Here is a 17,169-nt window from a genome sequence, read left to right on the forward strand (position 1 = left end):
GGCTTTTTTATTACGCGTTAAAAAGTAATTATTTTACTTCTTTACCAGCGGCTTGTTGGTCAGCATGATAGCTTGAACGAACAAACGGGCCAGAGGCTGCATGAGTAAAGCCAATTTCATCGGCATACTCTTTTAAGCCGTCAAACTCTGCTGGTGGCACGTAACGTTTAACTGGTAAGTGATGCTTAGAAGGCTGTAAGTATTGGCCAACAGTAAGCATGTCTACGTTATGCGCACGTAAATCACGAAGCACTTCTTCGATTTCGCTAATCTCTTCACCTAAACCAACCATTAAGCCAGATTTAGTTTTAACTTCTGGGTGTGCTTCTTTAAAGCGACGAAGTAATTCTAATGACCATTTATAATCGGCACCTGGGCGCGCAAGTTTGTATAAACGTGGCGCTGTTTCTAAGTTGTGGTTAAACACATCAGGTGGTGTCTCAATTAAAATTTCAAGAGCACGGTCCATACGACCACGAAAATCGGGTACTAGAATCTCAATGGTAATGGTTGGGTTGTGCTTACGAATTTCGCGAATACAATCGGCGAAGTGCTGTGCGCCGCCATCACGTAAATCATCACGGTCAACCGAGGTAATTACAACGTAGCTAAGCTTCATGTCTTTAATTGTTAGTGCAAGCTTTTCAGGCTCTGCTGCATCAGGTTTTAATGGGCGACCATGGGCAACATCACAAAATGGGCAACGACGAGTACAAATAGCACCTAAAATCATAAAGGTTGCTGTACCGTGGTTAAAACACTCAGATAGGTTAGGGCACGACGCCTCTTCACATACTGAGTGCAAGCCGTGCTTACGCATTGCTTGTTTAATACCGTCGATACGCTCTGTTGATTTTGGTAAGCGAATTTTAAGCCACTCTGGCTTGCGCAACATTTCAGTTTTTTCTGTTGGTAAAACTTTAACGGGGATCAACGCCATTTTTTCTGCGTCGCGTAGTTTTACACCTGGTTCCATTTTGACTGGTTTATTCATTCGTTTTCAAAACCTTCAGTATGCTTAACCTGTGTTGCATTAAGCTTCTTTATCATGTGTTTTACCAGTCCTTCACCTGCGCTTTGTAGGTTTTGAGGACCATTCAATTCTTTCGTTTGCACCATATTCATGCCAGCATAACCACATGGGTTTATGCGTAAAAACGGGCTTAGGTCCATGTTAACATTTAATGCTAAACCATGAAACGAGCAGCCGCGGCGAACTCTTAAACCTAATGATGCAATTTTGCTGTCGTTAACGTAAACACCGGGCGCATCAGCTTTTGCGTAAGCATCAATGTCGTATTCAGCGAGAGATTCAATAATGCACTCTTCAAGCCAGGTAACAAGTTCACGTACACCAATTTTTAAACGACGTAGATTAAACAATACATACATCATTTGTTGGCCTGGGCCGTGGTAAGTTACTTGGCCGCCGCGATCAACTTTAATTACTTCTATGTCGCCTGGGGCAAGTAAGTGCTCGTCTTTACCGGCTTGGCCTTGGGTAAAAACGCTGTCGTGTTCAACTAGCCAAATTTCGTCTGGCGAATTGTCATCACGGGTATCGGTATAAGCCTGCATTTTTTGCCAAATAGGCATATAACGCTGACGCCCAAGCTGGCGAACTATTAAGGTGTTTTCTATCAAAACAGAGTTACCCGCATTTAAAGCATGTGGCGTACGTCATCAATGTTGCTGATCACGTTGTAAATTTCTTCAATGTGTTTGCCGCTAGTAACAGTTGCTACAAGGGTTACAGACTCATAATTGCCTTTACTGCTAGGCTTAACTTTTGGTGCGTAGTCGCCCGGTGCAATAGGTTGTAATTTAGCTAAAATTTGCTCCGTTAAGTTTACGTTTGCTAAACCCATAACTTTAAACGTGAACGGACATGGGTACTCTAAGTACTCATCAAATTTAGTATCTTTAACAGGTTGAACCACGACGGTGACTCCTCAAACAAAAGTGTTGGCTGTATGCGAAAACGCTAAGCGTGAACTGACAGGTTTTGGTAATCCTGCATATATGGGGCGTATTCTAGCATTTTTCAAGCAAAAAAAAACGCCTCATAACAGAGGCGCTTCGTTAAACAACCCAGCAACTGTGGGTTTATTTTTACGCTTACATAATTTGTAAACGTAAGTAGTCGTAAATTTTGCTAAAGAAGCTGCCTTCTTCCACTTCTTCCAGTGTAACTAGCGGGTATTGTGCAATGTCTTCACCCTCTAGTTGTAAAAATAAAGTACCTACTTTAGTGCCTTTCGCTAATGGTGCTTCAAGTGTGTTGTCTAGCTCAAAGTTAGCTTTAAGGTTTTTATGCTGACCACGTGGAATAGTAATTGGCGTATCTTCTAAAATACCTAATGATACGTTTTCTTTGTTACCCATCCAAATACGTTGCTCTGCAAAGCTATCGCCAGCTTTGTAAGGTGTAATTGTTTCAAAAAAGCGAAAGCCGTAGTTAAGTAGCTTTTTGCTTTCTACTTTACGAGCGCGCTCGCTTGATGTGCCCATAACAACGGCAATTAAACGCATATCGTTTTTAGTTGCAGAGGTTACTAAGCTATAGCCTGCTTCTGAGGTGTGGCCGGTTTTAATACCGTCTACGTCTAAGCTTTCGTCCCATAATAACGAGTTACGGTTGTACTGTTTAATACCGTTATAAGTAAATGACTTTTGCTTATAAAGTGCGTATTCGTCTGGTACATCGCGAATAAGCGCAGCGCCAAGCGTTGCCATATCACGTGGTGTTGTGTAGTGCTCGTTTGTATCAAGGCCGTGGCTGTTAATAAAGTGGCTATTGCTCATACCTAATTTAGCAGCGTGAGCATTCATTAAATCAGCAAAGGCGCTTTCGCTACCTGCAATGTGCTCAGCCATTGCTACACACGCATCGTTACCCGATTGAATAATAATACCGTGGTTAAGCTCATCAACACTAATTTGCTTGCCTACTTCAATAAACATTTTAGATGATTCAGGGAAGTTTTTAGCCCATGCTTTTTCGCTTACCGTAACCATATCGGTAGGCGCAATGTTACCTGCGTTAATTTCGGTGCCAATTACATAACTGGTCATCATTTTAGTTAAGCTAGCAGGCGCGAGTTGTGTATCGGCTTCACCTTCAGCAATTACTTTACCTGTTGTAAAGTCTACTAAAAAATAACCTTTTGCATTAATTTGAGGTGGTGCCGGAATAATTTGGGCGCTGGCTGAAAATACGGCGGCTGTGCACACTAAGCCGCATACACCTTTGAGGATTTTATGTTTAATAGATTTCATCATACTCATTAATGGTTAAAGTTAAAAATTCGCGTTTGCCCATTCTATACCCAAACTACCCCGAGATGCGAGCGTCGTTGGAGTGGTTTAGGTATTTGTCTTACTGAGTGTAAAGCAAAAACGCGTTTTGAAATTGGTTTTGTTTTAATTTTTGTAATACGTCTTGTGCATGCTGGGCATTTTTAATTGGCCCTAAATGCAAACGATAAATGTTATTTGCTTGTACTATGTTAGTTGGTACTTGGTATTGCAGCCTTAATGTAGCCGCTAACGCCTCAATATTACTTAATGTACTGCCCGCAGCTACCTGTATATAGGTTTTACGAGCAGGAATGCTGTCGAGCGTAATCGCCTCTAGCTTAACCTTGGCTGTACCATGGTTGTAATAGCCTAATTTATAAGCAGCAGCGTAAGAAAGGTCAATTATTCTATCATCATGGAATGGGCCTCGGTCGTTTACGCGTACAATCACTGACTTATTATTAGCCGTATTGGTAACACGTACAAAGCTTGGGAGCGGTAATGTTTTATGTGCTGCACTCATGGCAAACATGTCGTAAATTTCACCGTTTGAAGTGTGGTAGCCATGAAACTTTCGGCCATACCAAGACGCTATACCTTCTTCTTTATAGCCGGTTTCATCTAGCATAGGGCTGTAGCGTTTACCCAGTACTTCGTAGGGGCGACTTGCACTGGCACTTTTTTTAACATCAACTACAACCGCATCTTGCATTTCAAGTGTGGTCGGTGCGCGAAGTGGTGCTGCATCATGCTTCATATGGTATCGGCTACTAGAGCCGCTGCTACATGCGCTTAAAAGCAATATTAATGAGGTAATAAATAACAGCTTAGTTGAGTGTCGCATTATTTTAAAAGCATCCTTTTATCTGTCGCAATCGACATAATAATGCCAAATCCGGCCATTAACGTCACCATCGATGTGCCGCCATAACTAATTAGGGGTAAAGGTACACCCACAACAGGCAATAAGCCCGACACCATGCCTATATTCACAAAAATATAAACAAAAAAGGTGAGCGTAAGGGCGCCGGCTAATAACTTACCAAATGCATCTTGGGCGTTAACAGCAATATATAAGCCTCGGCCAATAATAAATAAGTACAGGCTTAGTAAAACACATACCCCAAATAAGCCAAATTCTTCACTTAAAACCGAAAATATAAAATCGGTATGGCGCTCAGGTAAAAACTCGAGCTGCGATTGTGTACCTTGTAGCCAGCCTTTGCCTTCAATGCCACCCGAACCAATAGCAATTTTAGATTGAATAATATGATACCCCGAGCCAAGCGGATCGCTCTCTGGGTCTAAAAAGGTCAGTACACGTTGTTTTTGATAATCGTGCATACCATAGTGCCAAAACGGCCAAGCAGCCAAAGCAACAATAGAGCTTAAAAAGCCAATTAAACGCCAACTCAAACCCGATAAAAACAATACAAAAATGCCTGAGCTTGCAATAAGTATAGAAGTACCTAAATCGGGTTGCTCTTTAATTAATAACGTTGGCAGCATAACAATAACAAAGCCAATAATGAGATGCAGAGGACGCGGCGGTAGCTGGTTACGGCCAATATACCAAGCAACCATCATAGGGACTGCAAGCTTCATTAATTCTGAGGGCTGAAAGCGGGTAATACCTAAATTTAACCAGCGCTGTGCGCCTTTAGAGCTTACGCCAAATAAAAGTACACCTACCAGCATAAGTAATCCCACACAATAAAGAGGGATCACCAAACGTTTAAGGGTAGCAGGGGAGAACTGCGCAAGTATAAACATGCCAACAATTGCGCCGCCCATACGGGTCATGTGGCGAATCATCATTGCTGAGTCTTGGCCACTGGCGCTATACACTATGGTGATGCTGCCTGCCATCATAAGCAATAATGCAATGAGCAAAGGCAAGTCTAGGTGCATGCGCATCCAAATAGAGCGCTTATCATGTAATGCGGTCATTGAGCGGTGTTCCTAGCAAGTTCTATTGGGTTTGCGGCAAAATAATAATCCATAAGTTGGCGAGCAATTGGAGCGCCAACGGAGCTGCCGCCACCGGTGTTTTCTACCACAATAGACACCACAATTTGTGGGTTTTCGTATGGGGCAAAACCAATGTAAATAGCATTATCGCGCTGGCGCTCTTTTAACGATTTAGCGTCGTAACGCTCACCTTGTGCAATACTCACCACTTGGGCCGTACCGGTTTTACCTGCAGGGTCGTAATTTACGCCCTTAAATGCACGGTGTGCAGTACCCGTTACTTTTTTAACCGTGTTGTGCATCGCATCAATAGCAATACGCCAATTATCTGGGTTACTGAGTACCACAGGTGGTTTTTCTTCGTTATTGATTTGGGTTACTTGGTCTTCTTTTTTAGCCACTTGCGCTAAATGTGGTGGGTGGTTAATCCCTTTATTAACCAAAATATTGGTCGCATTAGCAATTTGAATCGGAGTGGCTGTCCAGTAACCTTGGCCAATCCCTACTGAAATTGTATCGCCACGCCACCACGACTCTTTAAAGCGACCTTCTTTCCACTCTTTTGAAGGCAGAATTGCCGTGGTTTCTTCGTGTATGTCTATACCCGATAAATCACCAAAGCCAAAACGGGCCATAAAGTTACTAATTTTAGTAATGCCTAGGCGGTATGCTGCATCGTAAAAGTAGGTATCGCACGACTCTTCAATCGCTTTATAAACATCAACGTGGCCGTGTCCCCAACGTCGCCAATCGCGCCATTTGTGCTCTACATTCTGAATTTGAAAAAAGCCCGGATCCCAAATGGTGGTGCTCTCGGTTACTATGTTTTCTTCAAGCGCTAAAATAGCCATGTGAGGTTTTACGGTAGAGGCAGGGGCATAACGCCCTTGTGTTGCACGGTTTATAAGCGGGCGATCAGGGTTTAAAAGCGCTTTGTAATCTTTACTGCTAATTCCGTGCACAAATAAGTTAGGGTCGTAGCTTGGGTTTGAATAAAGTGCTAATACGCCGCCATCTTTGGCATCCATAACTACAATTGCGCCGCGCATATCTTTAAGTGCATGCTGAGCTATTTGCTGTAAGCCAATATCAAGGGTAAGTACTAAGTCGCTACCCGGCTGCGGAGGGGTCATACTAAGAGTGCGAATTACACGGCCGCGGTTATTTACCTCAACGCGTTGTGAGCCTACCTGACCATGTAAAAGTTGTTCGTAATATTTTTCTATACCTAACTTACCAATGTCGTGCGTAGCGCGGTAATTGGTGGCTTGGTCTTCTTGCTCTAATTTATTAAGCTCTTTACGGTTTAATTTTGCTACATACCCTAATGCATGAGTAAGGGTATCACCATACGGGTAGTAACGAGCAAGTCGCGCCTCAATACTAAAGCCCGGAAACTTATGCTGATTAACTGCAAATTGCGCGACCTCGGTTTCATCTAAGCGTGCTTTTAATACCTGCGATTTAAACCGGCGAGTGTGCTTAATGTCGTCTAAAAAGTCGTTTTTTTGCGATTCACTAATCGATATTATTTTACTTACTTGCTCAAGCGACTTTGCTAAATCGTCTACATCCTCAGGAATAACCTCAAGGTTATAAACAGGTTTATTTTCAGCAAGGAGTACGCCGTTACGGTCGTAAATAAGGCCACGATTAGGCGCAATAGGAATAACTTTAATACGGTTATCGTTAGAGCGGGTTTGGTAGTCGGTGTGTTCTTCTACTTGAATTGTATAAAGATTAGAAAGCAAAATAGCCACTAAGCCTAATACAAAAATAAAACCCACAAATGCGCGCCGCGCAAATAAATTTGCTTCAGCGGAATGGTCGCGGATAGTGGGTCTTTGCTTAATCATAACAAGGCGTTACTCGCGATGATAAGGATGGTTGTTATTTAAGCTCCAGCCACGGTAAAGGCTTTCGGCAACAATTATGCGCACTAAAGGGTGCGGTAAAGTTAGGTTAGATAACGACCATTTTTGCTCAGAGGCGGCAATACATTCGGGAGCAAGTCCTTCAGGGCCGCCAATAAGTAAACTTACATCGCGGCCGTCGAGTTGCCATTTTTCCATATTTTTAGCAAGCTGGTGAGTATCAAGTGGTTTACCTGTTACCTCTAAGGTAACAATACGATTGCCTTTAGGAATAGCGGCTAAGGTTTTTTCGCCTTCGGTATGTAAAATGCGTTTTATATCTGCATTTTTACCGCGTTTACCGGCCGGAATTTCTATTAACTCAAGCGCCATATCTTTTGGAAAACGGCGTTGGTATTCTCCAAATCCGGTTTCTACCCATGCTGGCATTTTTGTACCAACGGCAATCATTTGTATTTTCACGTATTACTTCCAAGCTCAATTAAAAAATAGTGGCGCTTAGCCCCACAGTTTTTCTAGATCGTAATAGCTACGTGCGTGATCTTGCATCACGTGTACAACTACATCACCTAAATCTACCAGTACCCATTCGCCTTCGTCTTGACCTTCGTAACCTAAAGGTTCTTCGCCTGCGTGGCGAGCTTCTTTTGCTACGTTATCGGCAATTGATTGCACATGACGTTTAGAAGTACCCGAACACACAACCATGTAATCGGTAATGTCTGAGGTGTCACGTACGTCTAGTTGAACCACGTCACGTGCTTTCATGTCGTCAATTTTATCTAGTGCAAAGGCAAGTAGTTGTTTCGAATCCAAGGTATTGTCTCAATTTTAAATTTAATAGCGTGCATTTTAACATGCTAGGGGGTTTTAATCACCACTTTGATAGAGCTGGTGTTGCTCAATGTAGTGACTCACAGAATCAGGTAATAGTTCATTATTTTTATTGGTTTTTTTTAATTGCTCTCGGATAGAGCTTGAAGCCGCATCAAGGGTTTCGCCCGGTAAAAAATACAATTTACCAAATGGTGTGTATTCAAGTTGTTGTGCATCGTTAGTTTGGGCATTTAGCATATAAGTGTTAAGTGCAGGTCGAGGGTTACATAATTGCCCAGGACGTTGATACACCACAATATGGCAAAGCTGAGTAATAGCCTGCCATTCATACCATTTGTCGAGATTATTAAATGAGTCCATACCAATTAAAAATATAATCGGCGTGGTTGGATGCTCAGCTCTTAGCTCTTGCAAGCTTAATAACGAATACGAAGGCCCTGTACGATTAAGCTCTCTTAAATCAAGTTGAAAAAACGAGTAGGGAGCAATGGCTGCATTGAGCATATTAATACGGTGCTCGGTGCTAATGCCAGGCGCAGCTTTGTGCGCCGGTAAAGCGCAGGGCATAAAATACAAGGTATTTAAGTTAAACGCGTTAACGCATTGCGTTGCCATATTAATATGGCCTAAATGCACGGGGTCGAAAGTGCCGCCAAAAATTGCAATCATTTAAAGTATCTTAATTTAATGCGTGACACGGCATAGGAATATCAAGCGGCTGGCAAAACTTTATACATATATGAGCAAGTGCTTGGTAAGGTGCTATTAAATTACCTTGTTTGTAACTTGAATCAAATAATGCAAGCTCACTACTAATGTGCTCAAGGGTATGAATGTTTAAGCGATTAATCGCATTTTGTACCGGGGCTTGGTTATTTTTCCAAATACCATTTTTTTTGAATAAGTTAGCAAGTGGCTCGCCATTTAAAAGTCCTTGCTGAACATTTAATAAGGTAGTGAGCTCTTTATTTATAGCCCATAAAATACTCACTACTTCGGTATTATCGCTGGCTAATTTATTGAGTACTTTAATGGCTTGTTTAGCGTGGCCGTTTAATAGGGCATCACTTAAGTCAAAAATATCAAACTTGGCTTGATTTAATAGCCCTTGCATCACCAATTGCTGTGTTATTAAAGCATTACCATGTAGCAGTGAAAGCTTTTCAAGCTCCTGAAAACACGCTAATAAATTGCCTTCGGTGGCGTTAATTAAGCTCAGCTTTGCTTCGTTTTGCATATTAAGCGAAAGCCGTGCTGCTTGCTCATCTAACCAGCGCTTTAAATGGTTACCGCTCAGTGGGTAGCAAGGTACAAATACACCATGTTTATCAAGCGCTTTAAACCAGGCGCCACGTTGTACATCTTGGCTGGCTTTAGCACCTTTAACAATTAATAGGGTATCGGGGTTGATGAGTTCAACTAACTTTTTGAAGGTGTTACTGCCAACGGTGCCAGGCTTTTGCTGGTTTAAATCAAGCTCAATAATGGTGCGTGCACTAAACAAAGACATACTTTGATATTGAGCTATAATTTCTTGCCAATCAAACCCTTGCATTAAGGTAAACTTAATGACCTCATCAAAGCCTTGGGCTTTGGCTGCAGCTCTAATTTGCTGTACGCACTGCGCCTCTTGAAAGGGTTCTTCACCAAACACTAAATAAAATGGTTTTAAGCCTTTTTTAAGCTCGCTTGGTAACTGGTTAGCATAACAACGCATTACAGTTGCGACAGCTCTCTAACAATTCGACGACTCGCTTGTTTACGAATTTCGACAATAAGTAAATCAAGTTCTTTTGCTTTAGCTAAAGCGTGATCGGGGTCATCTTGGTAGTTACGATAAAGCTCAAAGCGTTGTTCAATGGCTTTTTCGCCTGGGCGTTTAACTACGTACGATACACCATAAGCAAGTTCGTATTCAGCAACCTGACCATTTTGAAACAACGACAGTGTTTGGCGCTCAATGGTTTCTTTGCGTAAATACAGTTGCGCAATGTTTTTAGCCGATGGCGTAAGCTCAACGTTACTCGCTTTTAGCTCTTTTTTAAGCTCTAAAAATAACGATGATTTTTCGTCATCACCTTTAAGTGTAAGTGTTTTAAGGTTATCGGGCAGGCTTGAAGCTTTTTTTAAATGAAAGCCACAGCTTGATAACACAAAACACATTAGCACTAAGGCTAATGTGTTTTTAAGGGCGTTAAAGCTAACCATTTAGTTAGCTACCACGTTTAATAGTTTGCCTGGTACGTAAATGATTTTACGAATGGTTGCGCCATCAGTAAATTTAGTTACGTTAGACTCAGCAAACGCAAGCGCTTCTACTTGCTCTTGCGTTGCATCAGCTGCCACAGTGAGCTTAGCGCGTAGTTTGCCGTTTACTTGAACAATGATTAACTTTTCATCTTCAACTAGGGCAGACTCATCAACCTTTGGCCATGCGGCGTCTAAAATGTCGCCTTCTTTACCAAGCTCTTGCCATAACTCGTGCGATAAATGCGGTGTTATTGGCGCAAGCATAATAAGTAATGCTTCAAGTGCTTCGTTGGCAATGGCTACGTCTTGCGTGTCGTTTAATGGCGCTTTTAATAACTTGTTAGAAAGCTCCATAATAGCGGCAATGGCAGTGTTAAACGTTTGGCGACGCTCAACATCATCACTTACTTTAGCAATGGCTTTGTGTAGCTCACGACGCAGTACTTTTTGTGGGTTAGTAAGCGCCGATTTATCAAGTGCTTGGTAACCAACAGTTTTAACGTCTACCGCGTATTTCCATACACGTTTTAAGAAGCGGTGTGCGCCTTCAACCCCTGAGTCTGACCATTCAAGTGTTTGCTCTGGTGGTGCAGTAAACATCATGAATAAACGCACTGTATCTGCACCGTATTGGGCAATTACTTCTTGTGGGTCTATCCCGTTGTTTTTAGACTTAGACATTTTACTCATGCCTGATGAGAATACCGGCTCGCCATCTTTTTTGTGCCATGCTTTAGTTACACGGCCTTTATCGTCAGTTTCGGTATTTACATCGCTTGGCGAAATCCATACATCGCCGCCTTTTTCATCTTTACGATAAAACGTTTCGGCAAGTACCATACCTTGACAAAGTAAGCGGTCAAACGGTTCGTCTGAATTTACTAAACCAAAGTCACGTAATAATTTGTGGAAAAAACGCGAGTACAATAAATGTAAAATAGCGTGCTCAATACCACCAATGTATTGGTTTACAGGTAACCAGTAATTAGCTGCAGCAGGGTCTAGCATGCCTTCGTCATGGCGAGGGCTACAGTAACGTGCGTAATACCAAGATGATTCCATAAAGGTATCAAAGGTATCTGTTTCGTGTGTTGCAGGTACGCCGTTTACTGTTGCTTTAGCCCATTCTGGGTCTGCTTTAATTGGCGATGTAACACCGTTCATTACCACATCTTCTGGTAAGCGAACTGGTAGCATATCTTCTGTTGCAGCAAGCTCGTTGCCGTTTTCGTCGCTCAGCATTGGAATTGGAGAACCCCAGTAACGCTGACGGCTAACGCCCCAATCGCGTAGACGGAAGTTAACTTTACGCTCACCTACACCTAGTGCTTCTAGTTTGTCGGCAACAGCATTAAATGCGCCTTCAAAATCAAGGCCATCAAACTCGCCAGAATTAACTAATACACCTTTTTCGGTGAATGCTTCTTGCGCTAGGTTTACTTCAAGGTCTGAGCCTTCAACCGGTGCAATAACTTGTTTTATGTCTAGGCCGTAAGCGGTAGCAAATTCATAGTCACGTTGGTCGTGTGCAGGTACTGCCATTACCGCGCCAGAGCCGTAATGCATAAGTACAAAGTTAGCGACCCAAATAGGCACTTGCTCGCCTGTTAATGGGTGAGTTGCGTAAAAGCCAGTTGCAATGCCTTTTTTCTCCATTGTTGCCATGTCTGCTTCGGCTACTTTGGTGTTTTTGCATTCTTCAACAAACATTGCAATTGCATCGCTGTTTTTAGCGGCTTCTTGTGCAATAGGGTGGCCACCGGCAACAGCAAGGTAAGTTACACCCATAAATGTATCTGGGCGCGTAGTGTATACGCTAAACTTTTCGTTGTTGTCGGTACGCGTAAACTCAATGTCTAACCCTTCAGAGCGACCAATCCAGTTGCGCTGCATGGTTTTAACTTGCTCAGGCCAGTCTTCTAATTTATCTAAATCGTCTAAAAGCTCTTGTGCGTAGTCGGTAATTTTAATAAACCACTGCGGTATTTCTTTTTGTTCAACCACAGCGCCTGAGCGCCAACCACGGCCGTCAATTACTTGCTCGTTAGCAAGTACAGTTTGATCAACCGGATCCCAGTTAACCGTAGACATTTTTTTGTATACTAGGCCTTTTTCGTAAAGCTTAGTGAAAAACCATTGTTCCCACTTGTAATATTCTGGGTGACAGGTTGCAATTTCGCGATCCCAGTCGTAACCAAAACCTAATTGCTTAAGTTGGTTGCGCATGTAATCAATGTTTTCGTAAGTCCACTTTGCAGGGGCTGTTTTGTTTTTAATAGCAGCGTTTTCTGCAGGTAAACCAAACGCATCCCAACCCATAGGTTGCATTACGTTTTTACCTTGCAGGCGCTGGAAACGAGAAACAACATCACCAATGGTGTAGTTACGCACATGACCCATATGCAGTCGACCACTTGGGTATGGGAACATAGAAAGACAGTAATACTTTTCTTTGCTCTCATCTTCGGTGACTTTAAATACCTGGTTTTCTTCCCAGTAACTTTGGACTTTTGACTCTATGTCTTGCGGGTTATATTGCTCTTGCATCTATGATTCCAGACTTCTTGCAAACTAATAAAAAATTGCCGATAGGATACCCCAAATAAAAGCCTAATCACAGCGTATAAGCACGGTTTTGTTAAAATCTCACTTTCAGTGCAGGTTAACCTATACTTATCTATGTTTAAGGCCAACACGCCCTTGATTTTGATGGAGTATAAAATGGCAGATTATAAAACATGGCTTAGCGACCTCACTACGTGGTTAAAAGATGTAAAAGACCACGAAGTAAAAGATGCAATGACCCGATTTGTTGAATCTGAGCAAGCACTTAAAGATTTAGGCAAAGAAAAATACGGCTTATACAAAAGTTATTTGCAGCGCGACATAGAACACGTTCAAGAAAACGAATCGCACTATAATTCGCTTGCATGGCAAGAGCTTAAAGAGTCTTTATGGTATGAGCTTTCCCACATAGAAGACAAAACCCAATTAGAGTGGCAGTCGCTTAGCCAAGATTTTAAGCACAATGGCACTTATCACGTGGGTGAATGGATAGCCATGGGCACATTAGTATGTAAGAATTGCACCCATAGTTTTGATATTTATCACGCTACACAAATAACACCGTGTATTGAATGTGATGGTATTTATTTTAGCCGTAAGGCATTACAACCCTAAATATATGTATTAAGTGGCTTGTAGGCCACTTAATACGCCCAAAGCCAGCGATTATGTTGGTAAAAAAAGAAGTTAGAATGACGAAAAAACTGCTGCCACTATCTGTTTCTCAGCTTGCGCCGAGTATTTCTACTAATCACGTAAACACGTGTATGAACAATCCATACCCAGAGCAACTTACCTTTATAGGCCAACAACGTGCCCAAAGTGCCCTCGACTTTTCATTAGGAATGGATTTACCAGGTTACAATGTATATGTCATGGGTGAGGCCGCACACGGGCGTTTTACACTGGTAAAAGATAAACTTAAACAACACGCAAAAGACCGCCCAACGCCAAACGAATGGTTATACGTAAATAATTACGACGACCACCGCGAGCCTATTGCGCTATTTATGCAAGCAGGGCAAAGCAAGCAGCTAAGTGACGACATTGACTCGTTTTTAGATGAAGTACTCGACACTTTTCCGGCAGCGTTCGATAACCCAGCGTATCAACGCAAGAAAAAATCAATCGACCGTGAATTTAACGATGCCTACGATGGTGCCATTACTGCAGTGGAAATTGCTGCATTTGAGCAAAGCGTAGCGTTAGTTGAAGAAAAAAACTCGGTAGGGTTTGCGCCACTTGTTGATGGCAGGCAGTTAAGCGATAACGAATTTGCAGAGCTTGAAGAGGATTTGCGCGAAGAGTTTTTTGAAAAAATTGAAAAACTAGAAGATGCGTTAATAGAAGCGCTCATTGAATTACCTCGTTGGAAGCGCGAATCAAAAGAAAAACAGCGTAACCTTAAAAAGGCCACCGCAGAGCAAGCTACAAAACCGCTACTAAAAGATTTAGAGCACAAATACGCCACTCACATTGGTGTACTGCGTTATTTAAAAGATATACGTGTAGAAATTATAGACGCGGTACTTGAGTGGCTTGACGATGAAGACGAAAGCGAAGAAAGCAAAGAAGACTTTGACCGCAAGGGCATGCTTACCGACTTTTTTGGGCCTAACATTTTAGTTGAGTTTAAAGAAGACGATGCAGCGCCTGTGGTGTATGAGCCAAACCCAACCTTTGGCAATATATTTGGTAAAATTGAGTATTCAACTTCGCAAGGCTCACTGATAACAAGTTACCGCTCAATTCAGCCAGGTGCATTACATCGTGCCAATGGCGGTTACTTAATTATGGATGCTGAAAAAGTCATGGCTAACCCACAAGTGTGGGATGGTTTAAAGCTTTCGCTAAAAACGCACCAAATTAAAAACGATTTACCGTACCAAGACAGCTCAGTAGGCAGTAGCTTCACGCTGCGCCCGCAATTAATACCGCTTGATGTAAAAATTATTTTATTAGGCTCTCGTGAGCTTTATTACACCATAGGTGAATACGACGAAGAATTTGCAGAACTATTTAGAGTACTTGCCGATTTTGACTATTACTTGCCAAGCAGCGATAAACTACAGTACCAGTTTATTACTAAAGTTACTGAGTATTGCCAACAAACGTTAAAGTGCACCACCACAGAGGCGGCTATGGTGCGTTTACTTAAATTTAGCTACCGCCAAGCAGAGCACCATAATAAGTTATCGGCGCGTTTTGCCGATGTACTTGAACTGGTCGCTGAGGCCAGCTTTTACGCCAAGCAAGATAAACAAACACTGATTGATGCGCATCACATTGATGAAGCCATTGAAGGCAAACAATACCGCACCGGCCAAATTAGCGAAAATATGCTAAGCGATATAAAAGAAGGCCACACGCTTATTGCCACACAAGGCCAAGCCATAGGTAAAGTAAACGGTTTAACCGTGCTGCACATTGGCGATACCTCGTTTGGCACACCAGCACGTATAACCGCTACCGTGTATGCAGGCGCTGATGGCGTAATAGATGTTGAGCGTGAAGCCGAGCTGGGTAAAGCAATTCACTCAAAAGGTGTAATGTTATTAACGGGCTATTTAGGTAATAAATACGCGCAGCACTTTAGCTTAACGCTAAGCGCTAACATAGCCATAGAGCAAAGCTACGGTTATATAGATGGCGATAGCGCCTCACTGGCTGAGCTGTGTGCGCTTATATCGGCCATTACCAGCTTGCCTATTAGCCAATCTATTGCCCTTACAGGCTCTATTAACCAACATGGTGATGTACAAGCCATTGGTGGTGTAAACGAAAAAATAGAAGGCTTTTTTAAGCTGTGTAAAATGCGCGGTTTAACAGGCGAGCAGGGCGTTATTATTCCTAAATCTAACCAAGTTAACTTAGTACTTGATGATGAAATCCTTAATGCTGTAGAGCGTGGGAAGTTTAATATTTACGCCGTAGAAACGGTAGACCAAGCACTTAACTTATTAATGGATATTGATGCAGGCAATGTTATTGACGGGCAATACCCAGAGGATTCTGTTAACGGTATTGCTTTAGCACGCTTAAAAGACATAGCCGACATAGTTAATGGCGACAGCGAAGAAGATAAAGACGCCGATGAAGATGAGGAAAAACACTAAATGATTAATATTATTTTGGCGGTGATCATCGCTATATTTTGTTTTTTAATATTTCAAAACAGTAAAAAAGCCAAGCAACAAGCAGGTGTAAATGCGCAAATTGAAGCCGACTACCTTGTAGCTAATGCAAAAGTAGAGGGCGTAATAGAAACCGCCTCTGGTTTGCAATATAAAGTGCTGCATAAAGGTGAAAGCGAAAATACACCAAGCCCAACTAGCATGGTTAACGTGCACTACCACGGTACATTAATCGACGGCACTGTCTTTGACAGCTCAGTAGAGCGTAAAACGCCAATTAGCTTTGGTTTACACCAAGTAATTAAAGGTTGGACCGAAGGCCTACAGCTTATGAGCCCTGGCGATAAATACATTTTTTATGTACCGCACCAATTAGCCTACGGTGAAAAGCGAGTGGGCAGTATTCCACCTGCATCACTGCTTATTTTTGAAGTAGAGCTTTTAGCTATTGAGTCTTAATACAGGCGCTTAGTGTTATTAATTGTATAAAACCGGCTAACTTATCAGCGGGTTTTTTATTTCCTGGATTTAAATCTAAATTGTGGTTATTTGGCTACCGTTGCCATAGAAAGCTTATTAAGCACCGCAGATATTTTATTAAGTACTTCTTCGCAGCCTTTTATATTATGGCGCTCTTGCAAATAAGTTGGGTTGTTATAGGCAAGCCATACTTGGCCGTTGTTGTCTTGAGATATATGTACTTTTTGCGGTAAATCTATCGCAACGCTTTGCTGGCATTGCATTAACGGTGTTCCTACCTTTGGGTTACCAAAAATAATCACTTCACTTGGCGCCAATTTCATATTCACATTTTGAGCGTTTTTTTGATGGTCTACCCGCGCAAAAATAGTTAACCCTTTGCTACTGGCTATTTTTTCAAAACGGTTTGCCGTTTCCTTTACAGAATAATTACTTTGAAATTGCACTAAGCTGTCATTGGCACTCACCACGCATGTGGCTAATAGTAAAATAACACCTAAAAATAGTCGGTTTAACATTATTTGATCCTCATGAAAACGGCTTATTAAGAGTATGAAAAATACACACTATCTGAGTTACTAATTTGGTTCAACACTATACAAAGAGGTATATGGTTAAAAACCCCACAAAAAGCGTTTAAGGCCCTATTTTGGCTACGGTTAATTCGAAAATTAAGGATGATTATGAAATTATTTGCATTGCACATAATAATGATAGTCGTTATCATTCGCGGCGTTTTATTCACCTCACCTCAGGAT

17 protein-coding genes are annotated in these 17,169 nt (G+C 42.0%); 3 read left to right on the forward strand and 14 right to left on the reverse strand.

Going from position 1 to position 17,169, the window contains the following annotated elements; all coding sequences use genetic code 11:
* Positions 1-28 precede the first annotated feature (28 nt).
* The 13 genes from lipA to leuS all read right to left on the reverse strand — a co-directional run bounded on the left by lipA (position 29) and on the right by leuS (position 12,779).
* A complete protein-coding gene (gene lipA / locus PESP_RS05840; protein ID WP_058547427.1) occupies positions 29-994 on the reverse strand; it encodes a lipoyl synthase in 966 nt (321 codons plus the stop codon).
* The gene (gene lipB, locus PESP_RS05845) at positions 991-1,644 is read right to left on the reverse strand and encodes a lipoyl(octanoyl) transferase LipB (RefSeq protein WP_089347194.1); all 654 of its coding nucleotides are present in this window, start codon (positions 1,642-1,644) and stop codon (positions 991-993) included. Before lipB ends, lipA begins: the two co-directional genes overlap by 4 nt.
* Before the next feature lie 17 nt (positions 1,645-1,661).
* Positions 1,662-1,940: a DUF493 family protein YbeD gene (gene ybeD / locus PESP_RS05850; RefSeq protein ID WP_089347195.1), complete on the reverse strand. Its 279-nt coding sequence runs from the start codon at positions 1,938-1,940 to the stop codon at positions 1,662-1,664.
* Positions 1,941-2,118: 178 nt separating this feature from the next.
* Entirely contained in the window at positions 2,119-3,279 is a 1,161-nt protein-coding gene (locus tag PESP_RS05860; protein ID WP_058547529.1) for a serine hydrolase, read from the reverse strand.
* 100 nt (positions 3,280-3,379) lie between these two features.
* Entirely contained in the window at positions 3,380-4,144 is a 765-nt protein-coding gene (locus PESP_RS05865; RefSeq protein ID WP_089347197.1) for a septal ring lytic transglycosylase RlpA family protein, read from the reverse strand.
* Positions 4,144-5,250: a rod shape-determining protein RodA gene (rodA, locus tag PESP_RS05870; protein ID WP_089347198.1), complete on the reverse strand. Its 1,107-nt coding sequence runs from the start codon at positions 5,248-5,250 to the stop codon at positions 4,144-4,146. Before rodA ends, PESP_RS05865 begins: the two co-directional genes overlap by 1 nt.
* Positions 5,247-7,127, reverse strand: coding sequence for a penicillin-binding protein 2 (gene mrdA / locus PESP_RS05875; protein ID WP_089347199.1), 1,881 nt, complete (start codon positions 7,125-7,127; stop codon positions 5,247-5,249). The genes rodA and mrdA overlap by 4 nt, the downstream gene beginning before the upstream one ends.
* A 9-nt stretch (positions 7,128-7,136) precedes the next feature.
* Complete coding sequence (rlmH, locus tag PESP_RS05880; RefSeq protein WP_089347200.1) at positions 7,137-7,607, reverse strand: 23S rRNA (pseudouridine(1915)-N(3))-methyltransferase RlmH; 471 nt, start codon at positions 7,605-7,607, stop codon at positions 7,137-7,139.
* 36 nt (positions 7,608-7,643) lie between these two features.
* Positions 7,644-7,961, reverse strand: coding sequence for a ribosome silencing factor (gene rsfS / locus PESP_RS05885; protein ID WP_089347201.1), 318 nt, complete (start codon positions 7,959-7,961; stop codon positions 7,644-7,646).
* 54 nt (positions 7,962-8,015) lie between these two features.
* A complete protein-coding gene (nadD, locus tag PESP_RS05890; RefSeq protein ID WP_089347202.1) occupies positions 8,016-8,651 on the reverse strand; it encodes a nicotinate-nucleotide adenylyltransferase in 636 nt (211 codons plus the stop codon).
* A gap of 10 nt (positions 8,652-8,661) precedes the next feature.
* A complete protein-coding gene (gene holA / locus PESP_RS05895; RefSeq protein ID WP_089347203.1) occupies positions 8,662-9,699 on the reverse strand; it encodes a DNA polymerase III subunit delta in 1,038 nt (345 codons plus the stop codon).
* The gene (locus PESP_RS05900) at positions 9,699-10,190 is read right to left on the reverse strand and encodes an LPS-assembly lipoprotein LptE (RefSeq protein ID WP_089347204.1); all 492 of its coding nucleotides are present in this window, start codon (positions 10,188-10,190) and stop codon (positions 9,699-9,701) included. The genes holA and PESP_RS05900 overlap by 1 nt, the downstream gene beginning before the upstream one ends.
* The gene (gene leuS, locus PESP_RS05905; RefSeq protein ID WP_089347205.1) at positions 10,191-12,779 is read right to left on the reverse strand and encodes a leucine--tRNA ligase; all 2,589 of its coding nucleotides are present in this window, start codon (positions 12,777-12,779) and stop codon (positions 10,191-10,193) included.
* A 174-nt stretch (positions 12,780-12,953) separates the two neighbouring features.
* Here leuS and PESP_RS05910 point away from each other — a divergent pair, with 174 nt between their 5' ends.
* The 3 genes from PESP_RS05910 to bamJ all read left to right on the forward strand — a co-directional run bounded on the left by PESP_RS05910 (position 12,954) and on the right by bamJ (position 16,390).
* Positions 12,954-13,412, forward strand: a complete 459-nt coding sequence (locus PESP_RS05910; protein WP_089349111.1) for a zinc ribbon-containing protein — start codon at positions 12,954-12,956, stop codon at positions 13,410-13,412.
* Positions 13,413-13,489: 77 nt separating this feature from the next.
* The gene (locus tag PESP_RS05915) at positions 13,490-15,913 is read left to right on the forward strand and encodes a Lon protease family protein (RefSeq protein ID WP_245852149.1); all 2,424 of its coding nucleotides are present in this window, start codon (positions 13,490-13,492) and stop codon (positions 15,911-15,913) included.
* The gene (gene bamJ / locus PESP_RS05920) at positions 15,914-16,390 is read left to right on the forward strand and encodes a BamJ family beta-barrel-assembly machinery protein (protein WP_089347207.1); all 477 of its coding nucleotides are present in this window, start codon (positions 15,914-15,916) and stop codon (positions 16,388-16,390) included.
* Positions 16,391-16,476: 86 nt separating this feature from the next.
* Here bamJ and PESP_RS05925 read toward each other — a convergent pair whose 3' ends face one another.
* Positions 16,477-16,929, reverse strand: a complete 453-nt coding sequence (locus PESP_RS05925) for a DUF302 domain-containing protein (RefSeq protein WP_089347208.1) — start codon at positions 16,927-16,929, stop codon at positions 16,477-16,479.
* Positions 16,930-17,169 lie beyond the last annotated feature (240 nt).

It is taken from the genome of Pseudoalteromonas espejiana DSM 9414, from assembly GCF_002221525.1.
Taxonomy (GTDB): Bacteria; Pseudomonadota; Gammaproteobacteria; order Enterobacterales; family Alteromonadaceae; genus Pseudoalteromonas; species Pseudoalteromonas espejiana.

Coding starts and splice junctions, on each gene's coding strand:
- lipA (WP_058547427.1), bottom strand. CDS start 994: ATGAATAAACCAGTCAAAATGGAACCAGGTGTAAAACTACGCGACGCA.
- PESP_RS05860 (WP_058547529.1), bottom strand. CDS start 3,279: ATGAAATCTATTAAACATAAAATCCTCAAAGGTGTATGCGGCTTAGTG.
- PESP_RS05865 (WP_089347197.1), bottom strand. CDS start 4,144: ATGCGACACTCAACTAAGCTGTTATTTATTACCTCATTAATATTGCTT.
- rodA (WP_089347198.1), bottom strand. CDS start 5,250: ATGACCGCATTACATGATAAGCGCTCTATTTGGATGCGCATGCACCTA.
- mrdA (WP_089347199.1), bottom strand. CDS start 7,127: ATGATTAAGCAAAGACCCACTATCCGCGACCATTCCGCTGAAGCAAAT.
- nadD (WP_089347202.1), bottom strand. CDS start 8,651: ATGATTGCAATTTTTGGCGGCACTTTCGACCCCGTGCATTTAGGCCAT.
- holA (WP_089347203.1), bottom strand. CDS start 9,699: ATGCGTTGTTATGCTAACCAGTTACCAAGCGAGCTTAAAAAAGGCTTA.
- PESP_RS05900 (WP_089347204.1), bottom strand. CDS start 10,190: ATGGTTAGCTTTAACGCCCTTAAAAACACATTAGCCTTAGTGCTAATG.
- leuS (WP_089347205.1), bottom strand. CDS start 12,779: ATGCAAGAGCAATATAACCCGCAAGACATAGAGTCAAAAGTCCAAAGT.
- PESP_RS05910 (WP_089349111.1), top strand. CDS start 12,954: ATGGCAGATTATAAAACATGGCTTAGCGACCTCACTACGTGGTTAAAA.
- PESP_RS05915 (WP_245852149.1), top strand. CDS start 13,490: ATGACGAAAAAACTGCTGCCACTATCTGTTTCTCAGCTTGCGCCGAGT.
- bamJ (WP_089347207.1), top strand. CDS start 15,914: ATGATTAATATTATTTTGGCGGTGATCATCGCTATATTTTGTTTTTTA.
- PESP_RS05925 (WP_089347208.1), bottom strand. CDS start 16,929: ATGTTAAACCGACTATTTTTAGGTGTTATTTTACTATTAGCCACATGC.